Annotated in this window: 23 protein-coding genes and 1 tRNA gene; 20 read left to right on the top strand and 4 right to left on the bottom strand. The window is 50.1% G+C overall.

Going from position 1 to position 25,022, the window contains the following annotated elements:
• The first annotated feature begins 1 nt into the window (after position 1).
• Positions 2-1,627: a glycoside hydrolase family 57 protein gene (locus B2118_RS04985; protein ID WP_428053747.1), complete on the top strand. Its 1,626-nt coding sequence runs from the start codon at positions 2-4 to the stop codon at positions 1,625-1,627.
• A 138-nt stretch (positions 1,628-1,765) separates the two neighbouring features.
• Positions 1,766-2,998 (top strand): hypothetical protein, encoded by a 1,233-nt coding sequence (locus B2118_RS04980; RefSeq protein WP_428053745.1) that lies wholly within the window; start codon positions 1,766-1,768, stop codon positions 2,996-2,998.
• Between the two features lie 102 nt (positions 2,999-3,100).
• On the opposite strand, the gene B2118_RS04975 is transcribed toward B2118_RS04980, so the two are convergent.
• Positions 3,101-3,574 carry a GreA/GreB family elongation factor gene (locus tag B2118_RS04975; RefSeq protein WP_428053744.1) on the bottom strand — a complete coding sequence of 158 codons (474 nt, stop codon included), beginning with the start codon at positions 3,572-3,574 and terminating at the stop codon, positions 3,101-3,103.
• Positions 3,575-3,665: 91 nt separating this feature from the next.
• On the opposite strand from B2118_RS04975, the gene B2118_RS04970 reads away from it, so the two are divergent.
• The 8 genes from B2118_RS04970 to B2118_RS04935 all read left to right on the top strand — a co-directional run bounded on the left by B2118_RS04970 (position 3,666) and on the right by B2118_RS04935 (position 11,681).
• Positions 3,666-4,418 (top strand): trypsin-like peptidase domain-containing protein, encoded by a 753-nt coding sequence (locus tag B2118_RS04970; RefSeq protein WP_428053742.1) that lies wholly within the window; start codon positions 3,666-3,668, stop codon positions 4,416-4,418.
• A gap of 102 nt (positions 4,419-4,520) precedes the next feature.
• The gene (locus B2118_RS04965; protein ID WP_428053740.1) at positions 4,521-6,524 is read left to right on the top strand and encodes a hypothetical protein; all 2,004 of its coding nucleotides are present in this window, start codon (positions 4,521-4,523) and stop codon (positions 6,522-6,524) included.
• Positions 6,525-6,681: 157 nt separating this feature from the next.
• On the top strand, positions 6,682-7,242 hold the full coding sequence (locus B2118_RS04960) for a hypothetical protein (protein ID WP_428053738.1): 561 nt from the start codon (positions 6,682-6,684) through the stop codon (positions 7,240-7,242).
• A 9-nt stretch (positions 7,243-7,251) separates the two neighbouring features.
• On the top strand, positions 7,252-7,983 hold the full coding sequence (locus tag B2118_RS04955; RefSeq protein WP_428053736.1) for a hypothetical protein: 732 nt from the start codon (positions 7,252-7,254) through the stop codon (positions 7,981-7,983).
• A gap of 8 nt (positions 7,984-7,991) precedes the next feature.
• Positions 7,992-8,444, top strand: a complete 453-nt coding sequence (locus B2118_RS04950) for a HAMP domain-containing protein (protein WP_428053734.1) — start codon at positions 7,992-7,994, stop codon at positions 8,442-8,444.
• Positions 8,445-8,456: 12 nt separating this feature from the next.
• Complete coding sequence (locus tag B2118_RS04945) at positions 8,457-9,758, top strand: TolC family protein (RefSeq protein WP_428053732.1); 1,302 nt, start codon at positions 8,457-8,459, stop codon at positions 9,756-9,758.
• Positions 9,755-10,714 carry a patatin-like phospholipase family protein gene (locus B2118_RS04940; protein ID WP_428053730.1) on the top strand — a complete coding sequence of 320 codons (960 nt, stop codon included), beginning with the start codon at positions 9,755-9,757 and terminating at the stop codon, positions 10,712-10,714. The genes B2118_RS04945 and B2118_RS04940 overlap by 4 nt, the downstream gene beginning before the upstream one ends.
• Entirely contained in the window at positions 10,698-11,681 is a 984-nt protein-coding gene (locus B2118_RS04935; RefSeq protein WP_428053728.1) for a tetratricopeptide repeat protein, read from the top strand. The genes B2118_RS04940 and B2118_RS04935 overlap by 17 nt, the downstream gene beginning before the upstream one ends.
• Before the next feature lie 140 nt (positions 11,682-11,821).
• Here B2118_RS04935 and B2118_RS04930 read toward each other — a convergent pair whose 3' ends face one another.
• Both B2118_RS04930 and B2118_RS04925 read right to left on the bottom strand, forming a co-directional pair.
• Positions 11,822-13,432, bottom strand: a complete 1,611-nt coding sequence (locus tag B2118_RS04930) for a metallopeptidase TldD-related protein (protein WP_428053726.1) — start codon at positions 13,430-13,432, stop codon at positions 11,822-11,824.
• Entirely contained in the window at positions 13,429-15,135 is a 1,707-nt protein-coding gene (locus tag B2118_RS04925) for a metallopeptidase TldD-related protein (RefSeq protein ID WP_428053724.1), read from the bottom strand. Before B2118_RS04925 ends, B2118_RS04930 begins: the two co-directional genes overlap by 4 nt.
• Positions 15,136-15,215: 80 nt before the next feature.
• Here B2118_RS04925 and B2118_RS04920 point away from each other — a divergent pair.
• The 10 genes from B2118_RS04920 to B2118_RS04875 all read left to right on the top strand — a co-directional run bounded on the left by B2118_RS04920 (position 15,216) and on the right by B2118_RS04875 (position 24,222).
• A tRNA-Thr gene (locus tag B2118_RS04920) sits at positions 15,216-15,288 on the top strand.
• A gap of 285 nt (positions 15,289-15,573) precedes the next feature.
• A complete protein-coding gene (locus B2118_RS04915; RefSeq protein WP_428053722.1) occupies positions 15,574-16,509 on the top strand; it encodes a TerC family protein in 936 nt (311 codons plus the stop codon).
• A 72-nt stretch (positions 16,510-16,581) separates the two neighbouring features.
• Complete coding sequence (rpmB, locus tag B2118_RS04910; protein ID WP_177748535.1) at positions 16,582-16,776, top strand: 50S ribosomal protein L28; 195 nt, start codon at positions 16,582-16,584, stop codon at positions 16,774-16,776.
• Between the two features lie 78 nt (positions 16,777-16,854).
• A complete protein-coding gene (gene bamA / locus B2118_RS04905) occupies positions 16,855-19,218 on the top strand; it encodes an outer membrane protein assembly factor BamA (RefSeq protein WP_428053720.1) in 2,364 nt (787 codons plus the stop codon).
• A gap of 7 nt (positions 19,219-19,225) precedes the next feature.
• Positions 19,226-20,215, top strand: a complete 990-nt coding sequence (locus B2118_RS04900; RefSeq protein ID WP_428053718.1) for a hypothetical protein — start codon at positions 19,226-19,228, stop codon at positions 20,213-20,215.
• 12 nt (positions 20,216-20,227) lie between these two features.
• Positions 20,228-21,304, top strand: coding sequence for a UDP-3-O-(3-hydroxymyristoyl)glucosamine N-acyltransferase (gene lpxD / locus B2118_RS04895; RefSeq protein ID WP_428053716.1), 1,077 nt, complete (start codon positions 20,228-20,230; stop codon positions 21,302-21,304).
• A 1-nt stretch (position 21,305) separates the two neighbouring features.
• On the top strand, positions 21,306-22,130 hold the full coding sequence (gene lpxC, locus B2118_RS04890; protein WP_428053714.1) for a UDP-3-O-acyl-N-acetylglucosamine deacetylase: 825 nt from the start codon (positions 21,306-21,308) through the stop codon (positions 22,128-22,130).
• Complete coding sequence (fabZ, locus tag B2118_RS04885; protein WP_428053712.1) at positions 22,127-22,618, top strand: 3-hydroxyacyl-ACP dehydratase FabZ; 492 nt, start codon at positions 22,127-22,129, stop codon at positions 22,616-22,618. Before lpxC ends, fabZ begins: the two co-directional genes overlap by 4 nt.
• Positions 22,611-23,405: an acyl-ACP--UDP-N-acetylglucosamine O-acyltransferase gene (gene lpxA / locus B2118_RS04880; RefSeq protein ID WP_428053710.1), complete on the top strand. Its 795-nt coding sequence runs from the start codon at positions 22,611-22,613 to the stop codon at positions 23,403-23,405. Before fabZ ends, lpxA begins: the two co-directional genes overlap by 8 nt.
• Positions 23,398-24,222 (top strand): LpxI family protein, encoded by an 825-nt coding sequence (locus B2118_RS04875; protein ID WP_428053708.1) that lies wholly within the window; start codon positions 23,398-23,400, stop codon positions 24,220-24,222. The genes lpxA and B2118_RS04875 overlap by 8 nt, the downstream gene beginning before the upstream one ends.
• Positions 24,223-24,225: 3 nt before the next feature.
• Here the strand turns inward: B2118_RS04875 and B2118_RS04870 are convergent, their stop codons facing one another.
• Positions 24,226-24,732 carry a type IV pilin protein gene (locus tag B2118_RS04870; protein ID WP_428053706.1) on the bottom strand — a complete coding sequence of 169 codons (507 nt, stop codon included), beginning with the start codon at positions 24,730-24,732 and terminating at the stop codon, positions 24,226-24,228.
• Between the last annotated feature and the right edge of the window lie 290 nt (positions 24,733-25,022).

Below are 25,022 nucleotides of genomic sequence, written 5' to 3'. Positions count from 1 at the left end.
TATGGGAGAAGAAAAAGGCTATCTGGCGCTGGTGCTCCACGCGCACCTGCCGTTTATCAAACACCCGGAATACCCGGACTTTTTGGAGGAAGACTGGTTCTACGAAGCAATGGTGGAAACGTATATCCCCTTGCTTAACGTATTTGAAAACCTGACCGAAGAAGGCACCGATTTCCGCCTGACAATGTCGCTCACGCCGCCCTTGTGCAATATGATGGAGGACCCGTTGCTTATTAACCGCTTCCGCCATTATTTAAACCAGCGGGTGGAACTTTCCCAAAAGGAAATCAACCGCACCCAAGGCACCGAATTTGAGGGCGTAGCGCGGATGTATTACAACAAGTTCCGCCGCTATCAGGATTTGTTTGAAAACCGCTACCACGGGCACGTTTTACAGGGCTTTAAAAAGTTCCAGGATATGGGCAAGTTGGAAATTATCACCTGCTGCGCCACACACGGCTATTTGCCATTAATGGTACACAAAGAAAGCGTCAACGCCCAAATCAAAATTGCCGCCAACGATTACAGAAGCCGCTTCGGCCGCTCCCCGCGCGGGATTTGGCTGGCCGAGTGCGCCTATAACCCAGGCGACGATAAATTTTTGCGCGATGAGGGCATCCGCTTCTTCTTTACCGAATCGCACGGCGTACTGCACGGCACACCGCGCCCGAAATACGGCATTTACGCCCCCGTGTATTGTCCGCAGACGGGCGTAGCCGCCTTTGCCCGCGATATGGAATCGGCCCAACAGGTATGGAGCGCCGAATCTGGTTATCCGGGCGACCCGCGCTACCGCGAGTTTTACCGCGATCTCGGTTACGACTTGGACTACGACTATATTAAGCCGTATCTCCACTCCGACGGCGTTCGCCGCAATATCGGTATGAAATACCATAAAATTACCGGCAAAGTAGCCCTGAACCAAAAGCAGGCCTACAACCCGCAGGAAGCGCGCGAAGTAGCCGCCCAGCACGCCGGGAACTTTATGTTCAACCGCCAAAAACAGATTGAATATTTGAGCACCATTATTGACCGCAAGCCCTTAGTCGTTTCTATGTACGATGCGGAACTCTACGGACACTGGTGGTACGAGGGTATTGATTTCTTGGAATACCTGTTCAAAAAGATTTACTACGACCAAAAGGACATCAAACTGGTTACGCCGAGTGAATACTTGGCGATGTACCCCGAAAACCAAGTGGTGCAGCCGTCTATGTCCTCTTGGGGCGATAAGGGCTACCACGATGTATGGCTCAACAGCGGCAACGATTGGATTTACCGCCACCTGATTAAAGCCGCCGAGCGGATGATGGAACTGGCTAACAAGTTCCCTAACGCAGGCGGGCTCCTGCGCCGGGCGCTCAACCAACTGGCGCGCGAACTGGTGCTGATGCAATCGTCCGACTGGGCGTTCTTAATGACCACAGGTACGGCCAAGGAGTATTCCACCAAGCGCACCAAGGACCACGTCAAGCGCTTTAACGAACTCTACGAGCAAATCCAAGGCAACCGCATAGACGAAGGATACGTCTATGACCTGGAACAAAAGGACTCTATCTTCCAGCAAATGGATTATAACGTCTATTCCTCGGCCGCCAAAGAAGCCGTATTAAAAAAGTACCAATAAAGTAGTTTTGCTTGTCTCAGAACCCGGCCCCACAAGGCCGGGTTCTTTTTTTCTGCGGCAGGCCTAGGTCCAAAGGCCCAGCCTGCATTAGGTCCAAAGACTCTTTCGCCCTACCTTTATATTTCTTAAACTATAAATATGAAAAACCTAATGTATGCTTTAATGATAGTCTCCCTCGGGACGACTATGTCCTTTGCCCAAAACGCGGGCAAAGAAATTGCCACCGGCGTCAAAGCCGCCGAAAAAGTGGCTGCTGGGGTAGCCAAAAACGCCTCCAAAGTTAGTGTGAAAGTTTCGCCGCTTCTTAAAGCGCCGAAATTGCCAAAAATTTATGTGCCCTCTTATAACGCTACGCCGAATTTAACGGTACCCGCCATCAGCCGCGCACACGAATTGACGACTGAAAAGGCGATATTGAACAAAATGTACGAGGCTAAACTGGAAACCAAACAAGCCAACACCTTGCTCAATACCTTGATGAAAGACCCACTCTACTATATTACCAATGAAGAAGGCCAAAAAGAAGGATTAGCCCTTATTGATAAAACCGTTACCAACAGAAGCCTGCGCTCTTTCCTGCGCGCCGATTTGCTGTCGCGCGACGTACATATGTTGGTGGAAGACTTGGTGAATTATTATACCTTGTCCCACTCCCCGGTTTTAAAAGAAACTCCCGGAATGATGGACTTAATGCATTTAGACGGCAAGGAAGCCTTTGTAGATACGGCCTATGATTATTTGCTTACGCACCCGCACAAGGTAAACCTCAAACTGCGCCATATGATGCAAAGCCCGCTGGTAGCCAACGAAACCAAGGGCGTCATCCAGCACTTTATCAATATGCCGAATCCGAATTCTATGTCTCGGGGAGATAAAGCAACACTTCGCGGTGCGTTGTCTGATGCTTATACGCAATATGCCCGAGGTATCCAATCCGCCAAAACGACGGATAATATGAAGGAAACCGTAACCGTATATGCCCGCACGCTGACCGATTTACAAAAGTTCGTAAAAGCCAATGGACGCCTGCCCAAGTGGAGCACTCTGGACAATAACGAATTGATGCTCTACACCCGCACCGAAACGTTAATGAACGATGACCGCGCGAATCACTTTGAACCGGTTGAAAAATTGTCTGCCCAAATCAAGGCGTTGTTTGCCGAATACGCCCCGGTGTATCCGTCCGAACAGGAAACCTTGAAGCAGTTAAAAGTTTTTATGAACAAGAATCACCGCTTTCCGCAGGCTCGCCCGGGCAATCCTGGCGTCTCCGAAGAAGAAGCCAATTTGAACGAAGCCGTAATGCATTGGTTGATTAAAGGGACCAGCCCCTTCCAAGCAGCAATGAACGAAATCGTAAACGGCTTATAATTCTCCTCCCCCGGCCTAAAACCGGGGGTTCTTTTTGCCTGTGAAAAAGCCGCCCAAGGGTTTTCCCCTCGGGCGGCTTTATTATCCACTAGGCAATAAATATTATTTGTATTCCAGTTTTACCAATTTGTATTTTTTCGGTCCGCGCGGCAAAATGGCTTCAAAGGTTTCTCCTTCTTTTTTGCCTAATACACCATTGGCCAAGGGCGACTTAACGGACAAAAGGCCCTTTTCCGGGTTGGATTCCATAGAACCCACCAGCGTATAGGTAAATTCAATACCGGCCGCTTCATCGCGGATAGTTACCGTAGCGCCAATGCGGGCTTCGCTTTTATCCACAGTCAAATCATCCGTAATTTGGGCGTTGCGCAAACGCATTTCCAACTCTTGGATGCGGATCAGCGTTTCCGCCTGCTTTTCCTTGGCGGCGTGGTATTCGGCGTTTTCCTTCAAGTCCCCCTGCGCGGCGGCTTCCCCGATTTCGTTGGAAAGTTCCGCCTTTAAATTCTTCAAATCTTTCAGTTCATTAACCAAAGCCTCATATTTCTTGCGGCTTACATAAAATGCTTCTTCCATAGTATAAACTCCTTAACAGACGTCCCTATTAGTGTACTATTTATCCAGTTGGTTTTCAACCTTGCCCGCATTTTCTTGCTATAATAAAATTATGAGGAACGCCCTGCTTGCTCTACTTTTTCTGGTTCTCTTCGGGCTGCCCGCCCGGGCGCAAAACGACCACGTCCGCATCGCCGAGCAAAATGCCCCGGCAATTGTCGCCGTCAACGTCATCAAGGCGGACGGCTCCACCTTTACGGGCACGGGTTTTGTCCTCACACCGGACGGCCTCGTAGCCACCACCCGCCACGTTACCAAGGACGCCCTTTATATCAATTTAACCTTTAATACCGGGGCCGTATCGGGCGAAGCCGTCCCCGTCGCGCAGGCAGGCAATGTAGATTTGGCCCTTTTGCAAATCCACGCCAAAAATTTACCGCACGTTACCGTAGTGCCGTCGGATAATGTGCTGCCCGGGCAAACCATTACGGTAATCGGCAACCCGCGCCGCCTGCAAAACACCATTTCCTCGGGCCTTATCAGCCAAATCCGCAAAAAGGCCGACGGCGTACTTTGGCACCAAATCAGCGCGCCGATTTCCCCCAGTTCCAGCGGAAGCCCCGTTTTTGACCACAACGGCAATGTAATTTCTGTCGTTTTCGGCAGTTACAAGGGCGAAGGCAACCAAAACTTAAATTTTTCCGTGCCGTCCAATTACCTTATCCAACTGGTAAAGGCCGCTGGGCTAACTCTTCCTCCGTCCGCCGAAGAAGAAGCCGCCAAACCGGCACAAGCGGACAATCCTGTTTGGGCGCACCTCAAAAAGTCGTGGTCTATTTTAATGCGCCTTATTCACGCAAAATAGCCCTTGAAAAAATCCCGACAAACGGGTAAACTATTGGTAAGAACCGGCAAAGGCGCGTTCTGCGCGGCCCAAACCGGGATATTATTATTTATGGAGCCAGTTATGAAAAAAACCATTGGCAAAATCATATTGCTTCTCGTGTGTGTTGCAGTTATCGTGTTTTTACTGTTACCCTTTTTAGAAACCACCGCCCCCGCTCCGGCCAACGCCCAAGCCTCCGCCGCCGCGCAAAAAGCCACCCCGCAAATTTTTACGTCTAACCCCTTAACCGCGCTGGTACAGCGTATGGCGCGTTTGCTCCGTCGCACTAACGCCCGGCAAAAGGCCCAAACCGCCCAAAAGAGCGGCGCTAACAAGGCCGCCCAGCCCGAGCAAATAGCCGACGCCCGCGCCGCCCTTAAAAAAGCCCCCGCTAACCAAGAAACGGCGGCCGGCGTGGCCACCTCCGGCCGCTATAATTACGGCGACGCCTCTATGCAAACCGAAGACGGAGACTGGGTGCTCATCCGCCAAACCGCCCCTGAGGGGATGGAACCGGGTATGCACGAAATTAACACGCAGGAAAACGCCTACGACCGCTACATCCGCCAAGAACGCGCCGCGCGCTTTACCCCGGCGGCCAACTCAGCCAGCAAGGAAACCCAAGTGCCTGATTCCAAATTGGCGCGCCTGTTTAGCCCGATTACTAAATTCTTTGGCTTTAACGATGCCAAACAAACCTCCGCCAACCCCGATATTTGGCAGGACGAAAGCGAAGCCGCCCTGTTGGCTTCGTCTGATAAAATTGCCCGCGGAAACGGCGGGAAATACGCCCCCGGTTTTGCACGCGCGCAAATGGCGGATTTTGAAGGACCCGCTTCCGGCGCCGCCAGCGGTCCGGCTCCGCAACCTACGCAAAACGATATGGTTCGCGCGATTTCGTTCTTAATGCCGGACGAAGCCTTATCCAAACTGGCCGACGATACGGCGGATGCGCTGTATCCGAGCCCCAAAACTGCGGATGAAAAAGAGCAAAAGGCCCAATTTATTAAGGATTTCTACGCCAAGCACAAGGGAGAAATTATCGCCCAGGTAAATGAACTTATCGCCGCCGATGCCGAGGGAAAACAACCCGTGGACCAAGTGGCTAATATTTTATGGAATTTAAAACAAGGCTCTTGTAACGACAAAGGCCCTTCCCCAGCCGCCGTACAAACTTCGTGTGATATAGAGCCCAGCCCGCAAAAAACGGCCCAGCAGGTAGCCGCAGCGCGCACGCAAAATGCCCAAAATTTCTACCAAGAAACAGGCTTTGCGCTTCCGCCCCTGCCAATTACCTTTGTGGCGGGGCAAGTAAATGCCGAGGCGGATTCCTACCCGGCCACTCCCTCGGATAACCAGCAGGACCAAACCTTGCAGGAGCAAACCAAGGAAATTTACGCCTTTATGGTTAAAAACAACCAATGTGGCGAGGGCAACTGCTATTGGGTAGCCAACAGCGTGCAAAATACCCAAGATTTAACGAACATCGTCCAAGCCGCAAACTTGACGTTCAAAGGCGACCCGCTGGGCAAATACAACCAAATCAAACAGCAATTTATTGAAGCCAAAATACAGGAAATGGGCGATAATGCTGACCCGCGCGAAATCCAAGCGCTGCAACAGCAGGTTCAGCGCGCCGCACCGCCCTACATTGTGTATTCGGACAAGGACCTTGTACAAGTGCAGGAAAAGAACCGCCAAGCATCCAGCGAAGCCGTCAACAAAGGCTTACCGCCCAAAGACCTTAGCGTAATGTACATTACATCCGCCGCCGACGGACAGGCCGTCAGCCAAGTATTAGGCTCGTCTGACCTGCCACCCTACTTTGGGTACAGTGTAAACGGAGATATTTTGGAAAAGCCCTTAGGCCAAGCCTCCGCCGAACTGACGGGCGATCTGATGCGCGCCGTTAAATTTGGCAAGGGTATCTTGCAGCAAATGAGCAAGGAAACCTCACAGGAGATTTTGGAGCCCGCTGTCAGCACCGCCGCCCAGGAAATGCGCGAAGCCGCCAAAAAACAAAAAAAGGACTTCAACAAAAAAAGCGCCGCCCGAGCCAGCCAAACGCGCTCCGGCCGCAAATAACAACTCTTAAAAAGCCCCCTTTTTTACCGGGGGCTTTTTTATTTGCCTTTGTTTAGCGGATTTTGGTTTATTTTCCCATAAAAAACGGGTATAATTTGTTATATTGGTTTCACGCGCGCCCGTACGCGGGCGAACTTATTTATTAGGAGCCCGATTTATGAAAAAATTAGTAAGTCTTTTGCTCATCTGCTGTGTAGCCTTTGCCGTGGCCGGATGCCGCCACAAAAAAGAATCCCCCTATAACCGCACAGACGACAAACAAGATTACGAACGCTTGCTCAATACGCACGTTTTTGCGGCTTGCCAAAATATTATGAAGCCCTACGCCCTTTACTCGCTGGCTACGCTTAACAAACGCCCCACGGAAAAAGACCCGTATTACAAAATTACCTTTGTAAACGGCCCGTGCAAGGGTAAAGTATTATTTACCAAGGACGTTATTTTAAAAACCGAACCGCTGGAAGGCGGCGCCGTTACCAAGGGTACGGTAGTGCTTCGCAACTATTGGAACCCGTCCACCCCATACGACCAAGAAAAGACCGACCGCTGGCACAAGGCCGTCGTCAGCAGTACGGCCCGTATGGACAAAGGCATTATTGATTTGGAATTTCCGCGCGACAAAAACGACTTTATGCCCGCACGCGAAGGGGCATACTTGCACAATGTGCGCTTTATCACGCAGCCCGAAATTAAAGACGTCCGCACTTTCTTATTTTAGAGGATAACTATGAAACTAAAAAAACTTGCCGTACTCGCCATTTGCTTATTCGCCCCGTTTTTTGCACGGGCTGCCCAAGGGGACCCGATTTCCTTGGAAACCTTGATTTTGGATGTTCCCACCGCAGAGGTGTTTGACCGCTATCAGGCCTCCTTTTTAACGCGCGCCTATGACCACGAAACTGTAATGGAAACGATTGATTTCGGCGTGTATCCCCGCATTAACATTGGGCTTAGCATTGCGGCGCACGAACTGTTGGGCTCGTCCTCTTCCGTGCGCGTATTAGACCCGGATTTCCAAGTAAAATGGAAGATTTATGACGGCAATTTGTATCTGCCCGCCATTGCCATCGGCTATGACGGCCGCCGCTACGGTTACGGCTACGACAGCCATCGCAACTATGCCAAAACCAAAAAATTCTTAGACGACCGCAAGGGCGGCTATTTAACCTTTACGCGCGAAATCATCGTGCCCGGTTTAAACGCCACCGCGGGGCTTAACTTTTCCGACTTTGAGTGGGATGAACTCTACTGGTTTATGGGCACATTTTATAAACTGGCCGACCAAGTGGGCTTAATGGCCGAGTGGGACAACCTGCGCAACATCCGCGACTCCCGCTTAAACTTGGGCGCGCGCTTTTACTTGCACCCCTCCTTGGCGTTGGACGCGGCCGTACGCCGCATTGGCCGCGGGGATGAAAGCGAGCGCATTTTGCAGTTGCGCTACGTAACCACCTTTTAGGGGATTTTATGAACACCGCTCCGCAACAGCCGCAGTTTAAACGCCGCACGATTTTTATCAAAAAAAATCTGCAAATCCGCTATATGATGCTTATTATTTTAAGCGTATTGTGCGGGCTTGCGATTATGACGTTTGAACTGACGGCCACGCTGGACGAACTGTTTGACAAGTACCCCGTTCTGATGCAGCCGCTGTATGACCAATTTATCCCCTTGGCGGCCAGTTTTGCCTATAAAATTGCCATTTATTTGCTGTTGGTGATTATCATTTCCGCTATTTTATCACACAAAATGGCCGGGCCCGTTTACCGCATTGAGCAAACCTGCAAGGAAATTGCCAAAGGGGATTTTTCCCAGCGGGTGCGCTTGCGCCAAGGCGACCAATTTACCGAATTACAAGACGAATTTAATAAAATGATGGACCGCGTAGAAGCGGAAATCAATAAAAATAAGCAGCACTAACCCGGGGGTAGTATGAAGAAAATCTTAATGCTGGCGGCCCTTTGCCTTTTGGCTCAGGCCGCTTTTGCACAAAAGGAATACGGTCTGACGTTTTCCAGTTTGGTAAACGATAACCTGACGTTGGAAAACGCTATCCGCCTAGGCTTGGAAAATAACTCCAAGTTCTTGGCGGCCAAGCAGGAAATTATCATCGCCGAGCAAAAGGTAACCGAAGCCAAGTTCCGCTATTTGCCGCAGTTTTCCTTGCAAGGCACGGCCACTTGGTACGATTTGGACTATCCTATGGTCCTGCCCGACGCCGTGGCCAACCGCTTTCTGCCCGGGAACGGTCTGTATGGCGACAAGGACCAGTTTTATGGCGTAGGCATTACCGCCACGCAATACCTCTATTCCGGCGGGCGTATCCGCAGTACCCTGCGTTTTGCGCAAGCCAATTTAAAACAAGTACAAAGCCGCTACGAATCCGTCAAAAATGCGGTGGTGTTGGATATTAAAAAATCCTTTGCGGGCCTTTTATATGCCCAACAAAACGCCCAACTGACCCAACACGTTTGGGAATTGGCACAAAAATGGAACGCTTCGTCCGCGTCCAACAGCATTTGGGCCAAAATGCGTATGCAAAACGCCTTATCCCAACTGCAAAGCGCGCAAAAACAGGCCGAAAACGATTTAAAAAAGGCGAATTTGGCAATGCTGGTGAGCCTAAATAAGGAACTCAATGCCCGCATTACCATCCGCGGAGAGTTCTCCCCCGTTAAAACCGATTGGGATTTGCCGCACTTAACCCTGTGGGCGATGGAGTTCCGCCCCGAGTTAAAGGCCGCCATTTACGCCTTGGAAACCGACGACATTGCTATTGATTTGGCTTTATCCCGCCGCTATCCGGATGTTATTTTAAACGCTTCTTACGAAAAACTGGGGGCCAACACCTTGGAGGACCAAAACAGGCAAATTTCGCTGGCGGTCCGTCTGCCGCTTTCGTACAATTTTTCTACGCAAGTTACCGAAAAGAAGGCCCAACAGCAAAAAAGTTCTTTAAGCCGCGCCGCCATAGAAGACACTATCCGCGTGCAAGTGGCCGAAAACTTTGAACAAATGTCCTTCTGGCAACAAGAGGTATTGGCCCGCCAAACCGCCTACCGCGAAATGGACGCGCTCTTAAAGCAAGCCCAGCGCCAACCCAAAAACGGGGCGGAAGCCTTGGAAGCCTTGCAGGCTTACCTGCAAACGGCCCAGCGCTATTTGCAGGCGGTTAAAGAAAACCTGTCCGCCAAGGCCGATTTGGAGTGGGCTATCGGCCAGGATTTACAATGATTGGCCTCTTAAAGCGGTCCGCCGCTTTGCTCTTGTGCCTGCTGGCCACGTGGCCGGCCCTTGCCATAGAGCGCGAAACGGACGACGATATCTTACGCCATTTTTTGTGGGATAAATTTACGGCGCTGCCCAAAAGCGAACGCCCCAAAATCGGCGTAGCCTTATCGGCGGGCGGGGTGCGCGGTTTTGCCCACGTCGGCGTGCTGGAAGCCCTCAACAACGCCCAAGTGCCCGTGGATATGATTTCGGGTACGTCTATGGGCTCTGTGGTGGGCTCGCTCTATGCGGCGGGGCTCCCCACGGAAAAATTGTGGACGGTCGGCGAACATATGACAATGGACAAAATTACGTCCGACTTTAACGTAATGGGGCTTTTCCGCCTGTTATTTGCCAAACGTTTGCCCACTTCTTCCAACCTGGTTAATTTCTTTCACGAACAAATCGGTGATATGCAGTTTGAGGACACGCAAATCCCGTTTTCCTGCGCGGCAATGGACGTTAAAACCGGGGAACGCGTGGTGTTTGATTCGGGCCCGCTGGCTATTGCCGTGCGTGCCAGTATGAACCTGCCGGGTGTATTTGCCCCGGTAAAATACCGCCACCGCGAACTGGTGGACGGAGCCGTGGTGGATTATCTGCCCGTAGAGTCCGTTAAATCTATGGGGGCGGACTACATTATTGCCTCTATCACACCGCCTGATTTTTATTCCGACACGCCCAAATCTATCGCCGCCTACTTACTGCGCGTGGGCGATGTGCGCGGGGCCGCTATGATTGAAGAATCCGCCCACAAGGCCAACTTTGTCATCACCAACCGCGTGTTAGACGTAGGAACCTTGGAACTTGATAAATTACACAAAGCGGGCGAAGTCGGCTTACAGGAAGCCAACCGCCATATGGGAGAAATGCAGGAAGACATCCTGCTTTTTGCGTTGCCTTATGTACTTAAACCGTAACATTTTATTATCTTTTGTACTGGCCGCCCTGTGCCTGGGCGGCTGTTCTACCGCGCAGACGGGCTTCTTGGGGATGGCTCCGCGCGGAGACAGACAGGATTATATCCGCGCCCGCGACTTGTATAACGAAGGGCACTATACTAAGGCCATTGAGGAACTTTCCGAATACATTTACAAGACGAAAAACGTCAAACGCCGCGAGGCCCGCGCCTACCGCTTATTGGGCAAAAGTTACGAACAACTGGGCAATTTAAGTAAAGCGCTAGACATTTATTTGGAAGCGTTGGAGTTCCACCCGAAAAATGTCCCCTTGCTATTGGCCGCCGCCAGCCTCTACCAGCGCACGGAACTGACCAACCGCTCTATGGACCTGTACAACCAAGTTTTGCAAGAGGAGCCGGATAATTTGGAAGCACTTTCCGGCCAAGCCGCCAACTACACCACCTTGGGGTTTTACTCCAAAGCCCGGTACTATTACGACCAGTTCTTTGCCTTAAACCCGCAAGCAGAGCCGCAGTACCGCGCACGCTACGCCAACACCTTTTTGAGCCAAAGCAATTACCAAGAGGCCTTTATCCACATTACAATGGTCCTAATGCAAGACAATACGTCGCCTGATTTTTGGCTGGTAAGCGCCAAGGCGGCACGCGGCTTAAAACGCTACCAAAAAGCGTTGGAGGATATTGACGCCGCCTTACTGCTTGCCCCCCAGCGGGAAGATTTACTTGCCAACAAGGCTTTGTGGCAAAATGAGGCCGGGCAATACAAAGAATCCAGCCAAACGGCCCGGGAAATCCTAAAAATATCACCCAAAAACCAACTGGCCTTGTTTATTTTGGCAATGGACGAGTTTCACCTGGGCGACCTGAAAACCGCCCGACGCCATATGCTGGCCGTGCAAGCGCAAAACCCGGAAACCTTTATCGGCCGGGTAGCCGGAAAACTGCTGGCGGATAACCCCTTATAAAAATTCTGAGGTTTAACCACTTGATGAGATAACAACAGATTTCTGACTACAACTTTCGGGAATGACTCCTATTTTGAAAAACCAATCCCCCGGCAGTATAATGCCGGGGGATTAGTTTAGCGCCTAATGAAATTCGCGCGTTACGGACGGGCAATAAACGGCTTTCTGTCCGGGCGGCGATCGCTGGGCAAGAGTTCAATTTCATCTACGAGAAGCGAGGGAACAATTACATTTCCATACAAATCGCTGCTGTCGTCCCCGGCGGCTAAAATATCCCGCAGGGCACGGGTCGTCAGGTTAGAAATTTCCAACCCGGTTACCGGCTCCTTGTGTCCGTCCGCCGTATAGATACGCTCTATCATCGCGTCCTTTCCGCTCATATTCGGCACAATATAGCAGTAGTCCAGTTCCAACTCCTTACAGCGGGAAAGCAGTTTTTCTTCCAGTTCTTTTTTGCTCAAAGGCTTCTTGGGCTCCACTAGCACCGTCGTCAGCATTTCACGGGGATAGGCATTGCGAAAGAACGCGTGCCCGTTGCTCTTTTCCCCTTTTTTAACGGAGCGGCGGGAAGAGGGCAGTTGCACCAGTTTTCCGCCGGATACAATCGTCAAATCCTGCGTAGCCACGCCTTCGTCGTCCACCGGGGCAAAGTTGGGCAGCCGGCGGCCTTTAAACTCGCGCAAATGCGGTCTGTCGTACACATCCACCACCGGGGACATTACGCGCATACCTACTTTATTGCGCAGTTCCCCCGCTTCGGGGTCGTCCTCATACGCGGCGGAAAGCAAGGGCTTATTCTTTTCCACGCCCCGAATTAAAAGGCCCATAAAATCACTTGCGGCCTGTTTTGTAAACAGCACTGGGCCTAAATAGGCCGTACCCTTTTGCGCTTGGTAATGTTGTTTAATTTTCGCTAAAAACTTATCCGTTTTTTCCTGCAACCGCTTTTCATTATCCGCAATGTTCCAAGACGATAAGTTCAAATACTCACTTTCCGTATCCTTGTATCCGTCCTTGGTGCGCAAAACGGCAGTCCAATAGACACTACCCGCCGGATAAAAGGTTTGGTAAAATCCGCCCGCGCTGTTTAGATAATAAGTTCCTTCTTGGAAGAATTGTACAGATACCTCTAATTTTTCCACATACGGCAAATCCTTCCCTTGTGCGGACAACTTATTTACCACATCCTGCCAAACCTGCATATCAGGGTAGGGCAACGGTTTAATTTCCTCCACATACGAAGACTGCGCAGCCGGAGCAAAGTCGGGCGTCTTTTCGTTTAATAAGTTCTTTTTGCGTTTATAGGCTTGTTTTTCTTTATACAGTTCGTTGGCTTTTACAAACTCTGTGTTGGTGGCTTGCCACAAACCTTGACGGATACCATCATATCCAGTAGGCATAACATAAGTACTGGTAGGAGAATAGCCTTCCCACCGGTTACGATAAAAACCTAAACTGTCGTGCTGCTCGGAACCCACATCTACCAGCACATCTGCCGACACAGTATAGCCAAAGGGAAAACTCGGCAATGGACTGCCCATAGAAGCAGAAAGGCTAAATCCCCCCAAGGACGCTGTCAACTTATACGCCACATAAAAGGGCTTTTGTCCGTCCTTTTCTTTCGTACGCAGTTCCTTTACGGTGCGTTTCATTTCGTCCTGCATTGCGCGGAAATATATATTATCCGGCAACTTTTCAGCCCCCACGGGCAGGGAAAGCGCTAAAAGGGTAAAAAGTAAAAATTTCTTCATTTGGAGACTCCTTTATTCAAAGAATAAGGGGGCGGCAGCAGCGGAGGCTTTTCCGTACTCTTACTCTTCTTTTCCATTTCCATAGATTCTAACAGTACGCTGGGGGCAATGCCCGACACCGGCACCCAGCCGGATTCGGCCCCGCACGAACCGTTAAAGACTTTGTAATCGTTTGCGGCGCCCAGCACTTTATTAAAACTTACCTGCGGCGTGCCCACCATATCCAATCCGCGGACGACCTCTTTGCGCCCGTCGGGATAGACGCGGTACATCAAGGTCGGTTCCAATTTAAAACTTTGTGGCAGATAGGTTTCCGTCATTGTAAAGCCGCCGGATAAATCTTCAATCATAAAACCATAAGGCTTGTTTTGACGTTTGATTTCCTGCAAGAACTTTTGTTCCAGTTCCTCGTAGGGGACGGTCTCTTCGGCAATCACGCGCGTAACGGCCATACGGGCCACTGGGCGATTATAAGAGTCTCCGCGGCCGTGTCCGTTGGAAGCCGGGAAATTTTTAATTGGGCTGCTGCTCATTAAAAAGTTTTTGAGCACCCCTTTTTCCACCAAGGTAACCGGGCGGGCCTTTACGCCTTCTTCGTCATACTCGTAAAAACCGCGCATCGGTTCGCCATTAAAATAGGCCAAGGTGGCATCATCCACAATCGTTAAAATGGGGGAGACCACCTGCTGACCGATTTTATCCGTAAAAGTGCGGCCGAAATCCTCCATTTTTTGGCGGTGTCCTTCCATACGGTGCCCCAATACTTCGTGCACGAAAACCGCCATTGCACGCCCCTTTAAAAGGGTAGGTGCTTCCAAGGGTTCACCTTCGGGAGCATTAACCAGTTGCTCCAATTCGTCAATGGATTTGCGGACATCGGCTAACAATTTTTCCTCACTCGGCAATTCTTCGGGGCGCAAAACATCGTACCCTTCATAACGGGAAACTTCTTGTCCGTTTTCCGTTTTACCCGACACTATATATGACAAGCGCACCTCTTGTTGCGGGGTTTTTAACTGCGTGCCGCGGGAATCCACAAAATAGCGGTAGCCCACTTCGCGCTCAAAGGAAAAGTCCGAATCCAAAATAAACTTTTTCCCTTTGGTAAGCGCAGAGGCTTTTACCAACATCGCCTTGATTTTATCATAGTCAAAGGTAGCAAATTCCGTCGTACGGCAAAAATGTTCCACCGGCGGATAAGCAAAATCGGGGGAATCGTCAAAGCGTTTGGGGGCCGTTAATTTTTCGGCCTTTACGCCATCCAGGTCTTCCTGGGCCTTTTTTACAGCCGCATCCGTCGCCCGCCACAAGGCGGTAGAAAAAGCCTTTCCGTCGCCTGAAATTGCCGGCATTTTTTCTCTTGTCAGTCTGTCGTCAACAGAACTCATCGCTGTTAAACGGCGGGTATTGTCCAACGCAGGCGAACCTACACGGGGAAGTACGGTTAATTGGGTCCGCTGCAAACCTCTCCGATCAGATGATGCAGCCTCTTCTGCTACCGATATACGGGAAAAATCGCTGGTATAATATTGGTAGGACAAGTAATACAAGGGCGGATTTTGCTTTTTAAAGGTTTTAAACCCGCGTTTTATTTCGGCTGACATTAATTTAATGGGGAGTTCGTCAGCAATTTTACAGTTATTCTGGGCAAAGGCAGAGAGCCCAAATAACAGAAAAAGGGATATCACAATTGTTTTTTTCATAAATTCTCCTATGCGTTTATTTTATCATATACGGGTTGGAGCCCAGCAAAAAAAATGATAAGATATATTATCCGTAAAACGCCGAGATAGCTCAACTGGCAGAGCAACGGTTTTGTAAACCGTAGGTTGTGGGTTCGACTCCCATTCTCGGCTTATTTTATGTCTTTTTTTCAATTAGGCCGGGAAAGCAAGCAAACTGCTTTGCTTGCGTTGGGAGGCGAAGCCCGGAGCGATGTTTTTGTTTGAGGTGCTGGCCGTATAGGCGAGCCCGAAAGGCAAAAACCGCGAGGGCCGGCCCGGAGGCATTTTGCGTCAGCAAAATGACCGTAGGGGACCCCATTCTCAGCTTATTTTATGTCTTTTCCCCCCTTCCTAGCATAATCACTTTTCATAAATTGCTATAATTTTTATTATTCTTACTATAATACTGGAGAAATAATGGAACCTGTAACTACTACCGTATCCGTTGCTATGTGGATTGCCTTTTGGGTAATCGTTCTGGCGGCGTTGTTTATTGATTTGGCCGTGCTGAATAAGCACCACGGCAAGGTAAATATGAAGGAAGCCGCACTAATGGTGTGCGCGTGGATATCGCTGGCGCTTCTCTTTGGCGGGGCGATTTGGTTGGTGGAAGGACCGCGCCACGCATTGGAATTTTACACGGGCTATGTGCTGGAATATTCCTTGTCCGTAGATAATATGTTCGTGTTTATTATGATTTTCGGCTATTTTGCTATTCCGCACGAATTACAGCCCAAGGCCCTTTTATGGGGCATTTTGGGTGCGGTCATATTACGCTTTATGTTTATCTTCTTGGGCGTACAGTTAATCTCGCTCTTTTCGTGGACGATTTATGTCTTCGGAGCGCTACTTATCTTTACGGCAGCAAAAATGTTGCTGCAAAAGGAAGACGACGATTTTGACCCCAGCCAATCCTTTATTTTAAAACTCCTTAAAAAGGTAATGCCCATTAAAACCGACTACCACGGGGAAAACTTCTTCGTACTGGAAAACGCCAAGCGTATGGCCACCCCGCTGTTGGCGGCGGTAATGGTGATTGAAATGTCCGACCTGATTTTTGCAGTGGACTCTATCCCGGCGGTTTTGTCTATCACGCAGGATACTTTTTTGGTGTATTCGTCAAATATTTTTGCCATTATCGGCTTGCGCTCGCTGTACTTTTTGCTTTCCGGTATGGCGGGCAAATTCCCATACCTCAAATACGGCATTTCCGTTATCTTATTCTTTGTAGGCGTAAAAATGCTCCTGTCGCATTTCTTTCCTATTCCGATTGTGGCCTCGTTAGGCGTTATCGTGGGGATTTTGGCGCTGTCTATTTTGGCCAGCAAAATTTTCCCGCCCAAAGCGGCTTAGGACTAGACACAGCGGCCTTTATTTACTAGAATATAAGAGCGAAATTTAATTCAGTTATCAAGGAAGGAACCTATGGCGTATAAATGTGCAGTGTGTGGCAAAACCCCGGTTTCCGGCGGTTCTTACAGCCACTCCAATATGAGAACCAAAAGAAGTTTTAAACCGAACCTCCAAAAGCAGAAAGTAGTGCTAGAAGGCAAAACGCAAACTGCCTATGTTTGCACTGGCTGCATTAAAAGCGGTTTGGCGAAAAGACCCACCAAATAATCCAATTTTTTGGAAAAACCAGCCCGTGCTTTCCTATGAGTGCGGGCTTTTTTATTAAAAAACAGACCCGAGGATCAAATGACATTTTCCAAACGCTGGGCAGTTTTGTTACTCACCGCATTGACGGCTTTTTCGTACGCGCGCGCGGAAGATGCCCAAACCCAAGAAATAGACCCCAACGGCCCGTGGATGATTTGCAGCATAGACGCAGACGGCCTAAAAAATATCCGCAAAAAAACCATTACCAAAACCGGGCACGCCAAAAAGGGCGAATTGTACGAACGCTTTACCGTGTCCGACGACATCCGCGACATTTCCGCCCTGGGCGCGTTTGACAGTGTAGAAATAGACATTTCTCCCGTCTCCGGCACCCGCAAGGCAAAAGACGGCTCCGAAGTTTATCCCTGCCACCGCTTGACCTACATCGTCAAGGAAAAACCGATTTTTGACCGCCTGACTTACGACGGGCGAAAACACTTGGGCAAAGGCGCCATTACGCAGGCGATGACCCTCAAACTAAAAGACCCCTTTAACGAAGCAAAATTGCAGGCGGACTTGGACCGCATTAAAGCCAAATACGCCGAAAAAGGCTACGTCAACACGCAGATTACTTACGAACTGACCCGCGAAGAAAAATTGGGCGTTGTGTATGTAAAACTCATCATTAACGAGGGCGAACGCGTGCGCGTCAAGAACGTTACCATCAACGGCGGAGGCGAACTTCCGACGGAAAAAATCTTAAAAAAGGCCTCCAACCGCCCCGGCAAGGTATTCAAACCGCAAAATTTACAGCGCGACTGGGTAAAAATGATGCTCTTCGGCCGCAACAAAGGGTACAGCGAATTTAACCTTTCCGAGCCGCAAGTGCAACTAAACGACGACAAAACCGAAGCTAATATTTCCTACGATTTAACCGAAGGCGAAAAGGTGGACTTCGGCACGGTTTCATTTGAAGGCAACAATGTTTTCACGCCCGAAGAACTTAAAAAACAAGTCTTCTTCCGCGAGGGGCACCTCTACAACCAAAAGGATTTTGACGATACGATTACCGCCATCCAAGAGCAATACGCCGACAAAGGCTATTTGCAGGCGCGTGTAAACCCCGTCAAACATATTGAAAACGGCAAACTCAATTTGACCTTTGACATTGCCGAAGGCCGCATTTTTTACATTGACAATGTAGATGTTACCGGCTACGAAAACACAAAAAAATACGTCTTTACGCGCGAACTTTCTATTCACCCCGGCGACTTGTACGATAACGCCAAAATTAAGCGCAGCCAGACCAAAATTATGAACTTGGGCTTTATTAACGACGTGCAAGTAGATTTACAGCCCACCGCCGACCCGCAAAAAGTGGATCTTGGTTTTAACGTCGTAGAGGGCCGCCCGGGGATGTTCACCGCCGGCTTGGCGATGAGTTCTATGGACGGGCTGTACGGCGAACTGTCTATCAACCATATGAACCTTTTTGGCCGCGCGCAGCGTTTGTCTTTGCGCACGATGTTCGGTAAGGAAATTTTGGATTATACCGTCAGTTGGTCCACCCCGTGGATCTACGACAAGCCGACCTCCTTGGGCGTGGATTTGTTCAACACGCGCCGCTACCGCTCGTTCTCTGACGAGAACCAAGCCTATACGGAAAAGCGCATCGGCGGACGGGTAAAAGCTGGTCCGCGCTTTAACGACGACATTTACCAACTGTCCTTTGGCTACTCGTTTGAAAACATTGATATTTACGATATTGACCAACGCTTTGTTTGCACGCCGGACAAGAAAACCGGAGAGTGCATTGAAAAAGGCAAAACCAATCTTTCCACTATCAGCGCGGACTTTGCCGTAGATACACGCGATAATATGTGGGACCCCACGCAGGGCTGGCGCAACTCCTTAGGCCTCGCCTTGGCGGGCGGCCCGATTGGCGGCGACCTGGATTTGTGGTACTTAAACGCCCGCTCCATTTTTAACTATACCGTGCTTAATGTGGGCGGCAACTACCCGATTGTATTTGTGCTGTCCAACAAATTCGGCTCCGTGCAGGCCTACGGGCGCACCACGGAAGTACCGCCGTATGAAAAGTTCTTCTTGGGCGGTGCGGACACGATTCGCGGGTACGAACGCGCGGGCGAAATCGGCCCCAAATACGGCGGCGATATGTATTATGTAATGAACGCCGAATTGCGCTTCCCGATTGCGCGCGAAGGACGGAGAAATATGGCCCAGTTCGCCTTCTTCTTTGACCTCGGTAACTCGTGGAACAAATTTAGCGATTTGGACTTTTCCTTAGGGTCCAAGGAAGAGCAGTTTAAGGCAGGCGTGGGCGTAGGCTTGCGCTTTACCACTCCTTCGCTGCCTATCCGTATTGACTGGGGCTATGGTTTAAACCACAAAAATAATGAAGACCGGTCGCATTTCTATTTCAATATTTCCAATATGATGTAAGGGGTGTATGAAGAAAGTTTGGCTGTTTTTGACGGTTTCTTGTCTGGCGGGAGTTCTCCAAGCGCAAAACGCGCCGGAGAGCGAACCCGCATTGACGGATAAAGAAGCCGCCGCGGTAGCCTCTATTTTGGCCAAATCCGCCCAGGAAACAGCCCCTCAAACTCCGGCCACGGACAAAATCGTCCTGCCGGAAGAAACCAAGAGCGAAGCCTTTGCCCAAGCCAACACGCACACGGGCACTAATGACCCCGAACTGACAATGGATGCCGAGCAAATGGCGGCCGCCGCCGACAAAGAAGCCCCTCTTCCCCCGCCCGAAAAAGACGCGCCGGACGAGGAGCAGCCCCAAGCCGCGCAAAAGTGCTTAACGGTAGCGTTTATTGACATTGACGAAGCCTTTAATGAACACCCGCGCACCATTGCCGTTAAAGAGCAAATCCGTTTAAAAATTTTATCCAAAGAAGACGAAGTCCAAGGCGCACGGCAATTAATTGATGTTCTAACCGCCGAAAATGACCGCTTATCTGCGCAGTTGCGTGAGTTGAAACCGTTTTATGAGCGGATTGTGGTGGAGCCCACGGAATTAAAGCCGCAAATCCAAGAAAGCGCGGACTCCTTGGTATTGGGCAATTTGTTAAACCGCCTGACCTTTTCTGGCGCAGAAATTTTATCCACAAGCCCCTTAAACACGCCTGCTGAACTGGACGATTTGACGGCGCGCATTGCCGCCAACAAAAAAATCATTGCAGAGCGCGGCTTTTTTATTGATAATTATAAATATACCACGCGCGAAGAAATTTTGAAGTTGGAAAAAAAGGAAGTAAACGCCATTTTGCAAGACATTTACACGGAAATAAAATCCTTCGCCAAAAAGCGCAACATCGGCGCAGTAGTCCGCAAGGACGAAATCCTGTATGGGGACCGCCCGGTAAACGTAACAAAGGATTTTATCTCCCGCCTGAAAAAGGCAAAAAAATACCGCAAACGCGGAAAGTAGAGGTTTTTAAATATGTTGCAATTAACCGTAGCCGAAGTGGCTAAAATTACCGGGGCGCAGGACGCCTCCAAGCCGGACACCGCTGTTACCGCCCTTTGCTCGCTGGAAGAAGCGCACGAAGGCGGCATTTGTTATTTAACGTCTTTGGAAAAAGCGGACCTGCTGAAAGATTTAAAAGCCTCCGCCCTTATCGTGCCCGAAAGCGCCAAGGGGCAGGAAATCCCCTTTCAAGGCGCGCTCTTGTACGCTAAAAACCCCGAGTGGGCCTTTATCCTTTTAATGAAATACGCCGATGCGCAAAAGCAGAAGCATACGCCCGGCATCCACCCCACCGCCGTTATCAGCCCGTCGGCTAAACTGGGGGCCAATGTGTCCGTAGGCGCTTATACCGTAATTGAAGACGGCGCGCAAATCGGCGACAATACCGTCATTTTTCCGCAATGCTACGTCGGCAAAAATGTAACCATCGGCAAGAACTGCTACATTTATCCGCAGGTCGTCATCCGCGAGGAGTGCGTGCTGAAAGATTATGTTATTTTGCAGGCCGGGGCGAAAATCGGTTCGGACGGTTTTGGCTTCACGTTCCACGACGGACGCCACCAAAAAATCCCGCAAATCGGCAATGTGGTTTTGGGCAACGATGTGGAAGTGCAGTCCAACACCTGTATTGACCGCGCCAAAATTTCCAGCACCGTCATTGGCGACAATACCAAAATTGATAACCTCGTCCAAATCGGGCATAATGTGCACGTGGGGATGAGCAGTATTATGTGCGCCCAAGTCGGCGTAGCCGGCACGACGGAAATCGGCAACGGGGTCATTTTGGCGGGCCAAGTGGGCCTCGCCGGACATATGTCCATCGGAGACCGCGCCCAAGTCGGCGCGCAATCCGGCGTAATGACGTCTATCCCCGCCGGGCAGACATATTTCGGCTATCCGGCTATGCCCCAGCGCGAAGCCTTTAAACAGCAGGCAATGCTGCGCAAACTGCCCGAAATGCACAAAGAATTTAGAGCCTTCAAAAAGCAGTTGGAGGAGGCCAAAAACTTATCGTTTTTCGGTAAACTAAAAAAATTGTTAGGATTATAATATGAGAAAAACCATTTCTACCCCCGCCACAGTAAAGGGCAACGGCTTGCACACGGGCGTACCTGCTACGCTTACGTTTAAGCCCGCCGACAACGGCATTACCTTTTTACGCACCGATATTCCAGGCGCAAAACCCATTGCCGCTTTGGCGCAAAACGTCAGTTCCACCCTGCGCGGCACCAATTTAAAGAACGATACCGCCGAGGTTTGGACGGTGGAGCACGTAATGTCTGCCTTGCACGCCTTGGGGCTTACGGACGTTACCGTAGAAATGGACGGCCCGGAACCGCCGGTAACCGACGGAGCGAGCGACGTGTATGTAGAGGCTCTTTTAAAGGCGGGCTTAAAGGATCTGCCGGGAGAACAACCCTTGCTTAACATCAAGCAAAAAATCACTTACACAAGCGGCCGCATCGCCTACTCGGCTGAACCCGCGGACAAATTAACCTTTACCTTTGTATTTTTGCACAAACACCCGCTCGTCAGCCACCAGGAATTTACCTTAGAATTTACGCCGGACAACTATTTAAAGGAAATTGCCCGCGCGCGCACGTTCGGCTTTGAAGAAGAACTGGCCTTTTTAAAGGCGCACGGCCTGGCCAAAGGCGGCAATTTGGAAAACGCCGTCATCGTTGGTAAGGATAAATTTATCAACGAACTGCGCTACCCGGATGAACTCGTCCGCCACAAAATTTTGGATATGGTGGGCGACCTGTGCTTAACCGGGCGCAAACTGCCGCCGCTTAAAATCACCTGCACCTGCGGCGGGCACAAGCACAATGTAATTTTCGCCAAGATTCTCTTGGCCAATTCGGAGGAAAAATGAGCGTTAAATCCGCTAGTTTAAAGGACTTTTTAACACTTCCCGCCGTGGATGTTTACGACTTGGAGCGCATTAAAAAGAATATTCCCCACCGCGAGCCCTTCCTGCTTGTGGACGAAGTAAAGGTATTGGAAGAAAAAAAGAAATACTTGGGCAAACACTTTGTTCGCCCGGACGAATACTATTTTAAAGGGCACTTTCCCGCCAAGCCGGTTATGCCGGGCGTGTTAGTGGTGGAAAGTATGTCCCAAGCGTTTGGCGGCGCCATTATGGGCTACATTACGCAAGGAAAAGGCGGTCTGCCGCTCTTTTTAAGCATTGAAAACGCCAAATTCCGCGGGATGGTGCAACCCGGCGACACGCTGGAAATGCCGATTGAAATCCTGCGTTTGGGCAAAATTTCCAAAATCTATGCAGAAGCCTACGTCAACGGTAAACTGTGCACGCAGGCCACCCTTAATTTTATTTTAGGAGAAGTTCCCAATGTCTAACATACACCCTACGGCAATTATTGACCCGTCCGCTAAAATTGACCCCTCTACCCTTATCGGCCCCTATACCGTCATCGGCAAGGGCGTCATCATCGGTAAAAACAACAAAATCGGTCCGTTCTGCGTGATTGAAAATACCACTATGGGCGACGGCAACGATATTATCGCCAGCGCCTTTATCGGCGTAAAGCCGCAGGATTTGTCTTATAAAGACGAACCCACCCGCGTGCAAATGGGCGATTACAACCAAATCCGCGAGTGCGTAACAATTCACCGCTCCACCAATTTGGATAAACCCACTACCATTGGCAACTACTGCCTGTTAATGGCCAACTCCCACGTCGCGCACGACTGCCGCTTGGGCGACCATATTATTGTAGCCAACAGCACGGGTATTGCGGGACACGTCCAAGTAGAGGACCGCGTGGTAATGTCCGGTATGGTAGGGATTCACCAATTTGTCCGCGTGGGCACAATGGCTATGCTCTCCGGCGGGGCAATGCTGCCGCTGGATATTCCGCCCTATTGTATTGCCCAAGGCCAGCGCGCTCGCTTGGTCGGTTTGAACCTGGTCGGTATGCGCCGCGGCGGACTTACGCGCGAAACCATTATGGAAATCAAACGCGCCTATAAAGCCCTTTTCAGAAGCGGCAAACGCCTGCAAGACGCTATGGCGGAACTGGAAGCCACCCACCCCTGCAAGGAAGTTCAGCATATGATTGATTTCTGCAAAACTTCCCCCCGCGGCGTGGCTACGGCCAAAACCAAACTGCACGACGATGACTAATAAAATAGGCCTTATCGCCGGCGAAGGCAAAATGCCTGTTTACATTGCCCAAAAGGCAACGGCAAAGGGGTACGAAGTCTATGTAGCCGGGGCCAAGGGCAACGCCAAAGAAGACGATTATAAAAACTGCGCCAAAGTGTTCCAGGCCTTCCGCCTGGGACAGTTGGGCGCGGGAATCCGCTTCTTTAAAGAGCACGGCGTAACCCGTGTGATTATGGCCGGGCGCGTGCAGCACACCTCTATCTTTACCAATTTAATGCCGGACCTGCGCGGAGCCAAGTTTTTGGCGTCCTTAAAGAATATGCAAACCAAAAATATTCTTTCCCGCGTAATGGACGAATTTAAAAAGGACGGCATTGAATTTGAACACTCCGCCCTATTTTTAGAGGATTTTATGCCCCAAAAGGGTGTTTTATCAGTCCGAAAGCCGACCGCCGAGGAACAGCAAGCGGCGGACTTCGGTTATAAAGTGGCCAAGGCCATTGCGGCGCTAGACATTGGGCTTACCTGCGTAGTCAGCCAAAACGCCGTTATTGCCGTAGAAGGTATGGAGGGCACGGACCGCTGTATTTTACGCGCGGGCGACCTGTACCGCGAATCCGCCGAAAAAAAATCGGCCGTAGCCGTAGTGAAAGTAGCCCGCCCCAACCAAGACAACCGCTTTGACCTGCCCGTCATTGGCAAAGGCACCTTGGAAAGCCTGCACAAGGCGGGCATTTCCGTATTGGCCTTTGAAGCCGAAAAGACCTTGGTTTTGGATTTAGAGGACGTCATTGCGTTAGCCGACAAATACAAAATCTGCCTAATGGCGGTATAGGCCTCACAGCCAATACCGCCCATTTTCTGTTTTGGCGCCCAACGAAGCACAAAAAGTAGCAAAACGCGTACCAGTAGAGGAACACTCACGTTTCCCGGCGTATTCTGGCGCATAGTCCAGCCATTGGATAAAGCGTACCGAAGTGGTCCAATTACCCCAAGTAGTATTACCGGGGGTATAAATACCTACTATATTTCGTTCTGCGCTATTAAACATATCTATAAAAAATTCCCCGCAAACGGCTACTGTATTATCCCCAATTAATGAACATCCTTGGGGCAAGGTTAAATCGGTTTCATCTATTCTAGAAGGATAATTCCCATTGGCCAAATAATAGACTTCCATAGCATTGGCAAAAGGTTTTACTACGGCTTGTAACTGGGTATAATGCGCTTTATCCACCGCCTTGGTGTATTGGGGCAATGCCACCACCGCTAAAATGCCAATAATAAGTACAACAACCAGTAGTTCAATAAGGGTAAAACCTGCTGTGGCCGTGCGGCCTAACATTGTTAAGCCGTCATCCCGTAATGTCTTTATACGGGATCTGTCTTTGTAGTAGTTGTTGTCATCCCGGACGTGGATCCGGGATCCAGGCCGTTTATTAGAAAAACTCCTTATTTTATTTCTGGATTCTGGGTTCCCGCTCGTATGCGGGCCCCAGAATGACAACAAAGACAACAGCAGATTCCCGACTACTACCCTCGGGAATGACAAAATAGAGGTAAATCCTTTCATTTTTTCTCCTTGTTTAGGCCTTTATATTTGAGCGAAACAGCCTTTTATACGCGTTTTTATAC

Origin of the sequence: Candidatus Avelusimicrobium stercoris (assembly GCF_002437085.1) — a bacterium.
Classification (GTDB): domain Bacteria; phylum Elusimicrobiota; class Elusimicrobia; order Elusimicrobiales; family Elusimicrobiaceae; genus Avelusimicrobium; species Avelusimicrobium stercoris.
This window is presented reverse-complemented; position numbering and strand designations above follow the sequence as displayed.